Genomic DNA, 4,226 nt, shown 5'->3' on the forward strand with positions numbered 1-4,226 from the left:
CGCCGGCCCGCTTCGCCGAGGGAGTCGAGGCGAGCGGGCGTAGATTTTGTTACGGATCGTTGAATTTCAGGTTAGAATTCAAGTGCAACACCTTGCAATAAATAAAGTTTTATCGTATAATATTTCCAGTACATTTATAGGAAAGGGGACGGAAAATGAATATCATAGTACAGTCTGAATCTCTTCCATTGTCAGCAATGCTGGATAGGATAGAGTGGCATGAAAAAGCAGCGTGCAGAAACGAAGACAGTGATATATTTATTTCCAATGCCCAAAAAAATATTAAGGTAGCAAAGAGTATATGTAAAAAATGCGATGTCAAATTAGAATGTCTTAAAACAGAGTTGTCGTTTCCTGACGAACACAGCTCCGGAACATTCGGAGGACTCACTCTAGATGAAAGAAAAAAACTTAGGATAAAGATTCAAAAGACAAAAAAACAACATGAACTGGCAGGTATTGCGCCACCAAGCCTTAATAAACTTTTAGAGAGCCATATGTGAGCTCTCTATTTTTTTGACAAATATGTTATAATGATAATATAGTTATAATTAAATAAATTATAAAAACATGAAAGATGTAACCATATACACAACCCCAACATGCCATTACTGTCATGCCGCAAAAGAGTACTTCAAGGAAAATAACGTTGAATATTCAGAGAAAGATGTAACAAAAGACATGGAAGCACGACGGGATATGATAGAAACATCCGGACAAATGGGTGTGCCTGTAATAAAAATAGGGGAAGACGTAGTTGTGGGATTCAATCAAGATGTTATAGCAGAACTTTTAGGATTAGATAAATAACTCGGCCTTATGTTGTTTAAAATAATAACCAAATTCTTTGACGCGGGAGAGGTTAAGGCGCATTGCGACCTGTTTTGTGGGGTGTATGATCCCGCGCAAGCCAGGATAGAAGCGCAATCTGTATATAACGCGATAAAAATATACCAAAGCACTGATGATGAGGTAGGACGCCAACGAGCCATAAATATAAAAGAAGAGCGCGCGGAACTTGTAAAACACCATCTTTGGGTTCTTTGGACGGATTACTTTAAACCGGAACATATTGAAAAATTTGAAGGTTTGCACGACCTCTTCTGGAAAGCAACCAAAGCCGCGGGAGAGGCTAAAAAATCTGTTGACCCTAAGGACGGTCAACAATTAATAGACTTGATAGATGAAATAGGAAAGATGTTCGCGGCCACAAAAGAGGGATATAACTACGAAGAGGTAAAAAAGAATATGGAATTACAAAGTAAATAAGCTATTAGCTGTCAGCTTATAGCTTTTAAACCCTTACACCGAAAGCGCAGATAAGATAGCAAGTTAAAAGCCAGAAGCTAAAAGCTATAAAAAAATGGCGTCAAAATATTCACCCATATTTCGCTACACAGTAAAAGGTAACAGTATGGAACCCCACATAAAAGAGGGGGCAAAAGTTTATGTGAGCCGTCTGGCGTATTTATTTGTTGATCCTGAACCGGAAGAGATAGTAGTTGTAAACCATCCAAAAGAGAAATTTCCAATTGTTAAAAGAATAAAAGAGGTAACAGAAGAAGGCCACTTTATTGTGGAGGGTGATAATTCTGAACACAGCACAGACAGCAGAGATTTTGGCCCAATACAACGCCGTCATATTATAGGTAGGGTAATGGAAATATAAAAATTTAAGTTAAACAAGATTTAATGCCCGGTAATTGCGGGTTTTTTTATTTCTTAAACCAAGTATTGTTAGAAGTAGGCAGTTGAAAATAAAGACACTTAAGAGTAAAATGGAAAACATGGAAAAGAAGATAAAAGTTAAAGGATTAACCACATTTTATAGAGATGAAGGAGAAGGAGACCCTGTACTAATACTGCATGGGTGGGGGTCAAACGCGGATGCCTGGCACACAACCCAAAAAGAATTAGCGCGGCAGGGTTTTAGAGTTATAACCATAGACCTCCCGGGGTTTTGGCGCACAGAAGAGCCGCCGGAACCATGGCATCTTAAAGATTATTCAGATTTTGTATACGAATTTACACAAAAAATTGACCTGGCTTATTTTACTCTCGCGGGACACTCATTTGGCGGCCGTATCACTATTGATTACGCGACCCGCTACCCAAAACAACTAAGCTCTATAATATTGATAAGCGCGGCAGGTGTAATGCGTCACAAAAAAGCAAAAATTGGAGTAATGCTTATTCTTACAAAAACAGGTAATGCCATATTTTCAATTCCTCCATTATCTTTTTTAAAGCCGTTAGCACAAAAGGTGTGGTATAAATTTACAGGAGAACATGACTACGAAAAAGCATCGCCAATTATGAAGAGTGTTATGCAACGGGTTTTAGAGGAAGAACTTTATTCTTATCTGCCAAACATAACTGTACCGGCATTAATTTTATGGGGAGATAAAGACACAGCAACTCCGCTCTCAGACGGATTTATCCTGCACAAAAATATTCCCGTTACACATATGCACGTTTTTCCGGATATGCCACATGCTTTAAATTTAAAAGCGCCTATACAGGTGGCGAAGGAAATATCACTATTTTTAAAAAAGAATCGCTGATACAAAGATAAAACACTATGAAAGTATTAACTGTAACAACACTTGCTCTTTGGGGTATAGTAACCATAAAAAACATATTATTTTGGACTTATCTCTGGCAAATTAAAGAGTACAGATTAGATAGAATGAAGGTGCATTTTGAACTTGCATCTTCTAAAAAACTGATTTTAAACAAGAGGACAATTTGGCTTGTTGCTTTACTTGTGCTCCTACTAATCCCACACGACCTTACTAACACTCTGACTGTAGTTGGATTACTTCTTTTCTACGGCTTTTTTGCCACGCGAGGCATCCAGCAGTGGCAAAATAAAACACTTAAAACTCCGAAAAGAACGCTACACGCAACAATAATTGTTTTCTTCTCTTTATTCTTGTACGCAACAGTGAGCACAAGTTTTTTCCTTTTTGCTGAAGAGTTTTTACTGCTGTGGGTTATAGCGGGGGATATACTTGCGCCTTTGTTTATTTTCCTCAGTGTTTCTCTGTTCCAGCCGGCCTTTTCTTATATGAAGAACAGGTTTATTAAAAAGGCGGTAGAAAAAAGAAAAAAACTCAAAGACTTGCTCGTTATTGGAATAACGGGAAGTTACGGAAAAAGCAGTATGAAAGATATTCTTTTTGGGATACTAAGCGAAGAATTTAATGTTCTAAAAACACCGGAGAATATAAATGTAGACATTGGCATTGCAAGAGTGATTCTAAAAAACCTAAATCAAAATCATGATATTTTTATAGCTGAAATGGGTGCCTACAGGAAAGGGGAAATAGCCAAAAGCGCGGAGATGGTAAAGCCTCAAATAGGAGTTTTAACAGGCCTTAACCAGCAGCACCTCTCTCTTTTTGGCAGTATGGATAACATTAAAGAGGCAAAATATGAACTCATAGAATCCTTGGGGGGGAAGGGATTGGCTGTGTTCAATGGAGATAACGAGATTGTGAGAGAACTTTCCCGTAAACACAAGGGGCCAAAAAGAATTTACGCCGTTGACCCGCTCGTTGACCAGATAGACCAAAAAATAATGGTAGAACACATAAAAAACACGTCCGCGGGGTTGGAAATTAAAATACATGAAAAAGATGGGGCGGAAGAAGTTCTAAAAACACCGCTTCTGGGCAGACACAACGCAATCAACATACTGGGAGCTGTAACAGTCGCAAGAGAGCTTGGAATGGGCTACAAATCAATAAAAGCCGCGCTCGTAAAGTTGCAACCTCCTTCGCACACACTAAAAATTAAAAAAGGCATAAAAGACTCTGTTATAATAGACGACACTTATTCTGCAAATCTAAACGGAGTACTCGCAGCGCTTGATGTTCTGGCAACAATAAAGGGAAGACAAAAACTATTTATACTCCAACCGTTAATAGAGCTTGGGGCAGAAGCGGAAAAAGTCCACCAAAAAATAGCGGCAAGAGCGGCAGAGGTTTGTAACTGGTGTATTATAACAAGTCGGGATAATTTTTCTGTATTCTACAAGGAGGCATTAGATAACGGAATGAGCAAAGACGCTATATTTTGCATACCAAATTCACGCGAAGCCCTTAGAAAGGCGCAGGAATTAACGGATAAAGACGATGTTATACTTCTTGAAAACAGAATACACCCCAGTATAATAGAAGGGTTAATGTTGCATAAAGAGTAAAGCTCGGCTAACGCCTCGC

General features: G+C 38.7%; 6 protein-coding genes. All 6 read left to right on the plus strand.

The window, feature by feature from the left end:
• The first annotated feature begins 155 nt into the window (after nt 1–155).
• Nucleotides 156–503, plus strand: a complete 348-nt coding sequence (locus tag WDZ40_01540) for a WhiB family transcriptional regulator (protein ID MEX0877529.1) — start codon at nt 156–158, stop codon at nt 501–503.
• Between the two features lie 67 nt (nt 504–570).
• Nucleotides 571–810, plus strand: coding sequence for a glutaredoxin family protein (locus WDZ40_01545; GenBank protein MEX0877530.1), 240 nt, complete (start codon nt 571–573; stop codon nt 808–810).
• Between the two features lie 9 nt (nt 811–819).
• Nucleotides 820–1,269 carry a superoxide dismutase, Ni gene (sodN, locus tag WDZ40_01550; protein ID MEX0877531.1) on the plus strand — a complete coding sequence of 150 codons (450 nt, stop codon included), beginning with the start codon at nt 820–822 and terminating at the stop codon, nt 1,267–1,269.
• Between the two features lie 94 nt (nt 1,270–1,363).
• Nucleotides 1,364–1,669: a nickel-type superoxide dismutase maturation protease gene (sodX, locus tag WDZ40_01555; GenBank protein MEX0877532.1), complete on the plus strand. Its 306-nt coding sequence runs from the start codon at nt 1,364–1,366 to the stop codon at nt 1,667–1,669.
• Between the two features lie 118 nt (nt 1,670–1,787).
• The gene (locus WDZ40_01560) at nt 1,788–2,564 is read left to right on the plus strand and encodes an alpha/beta hydrolase (protein ID MEX0877533.1); all 777 of its coding nucleotides are present in this window, start codon (nt 1,788–1,790) and stop codon (nt 2,562–2,564) included.
• A gap of 17 nt (nt 2,565–2,581) precedes the next feature.
• Entirely contained in the window at nt 2,582–4,207 is a 1,626-nt protein-coding gene (murF, locus tag WDZ40_01565; protein MEX0877534.1) for a UDP-N-acetylmuramoyl-tripeptide--D-alanyl-D-alanine ligase, read from the plus strand.
• Nucleotides 4,208–4,226: the final 19 nt, after the last annotated feature.

The organism is Candidatus Spechtbacterales bacterium (genome assembly GCA_040879145.1).
Lineage (GTDB): Bacteria > Patescibacteriota > Minisyncoccia > Spechtbacterales > 2-12-FULL-38-22 > JAWVZY01.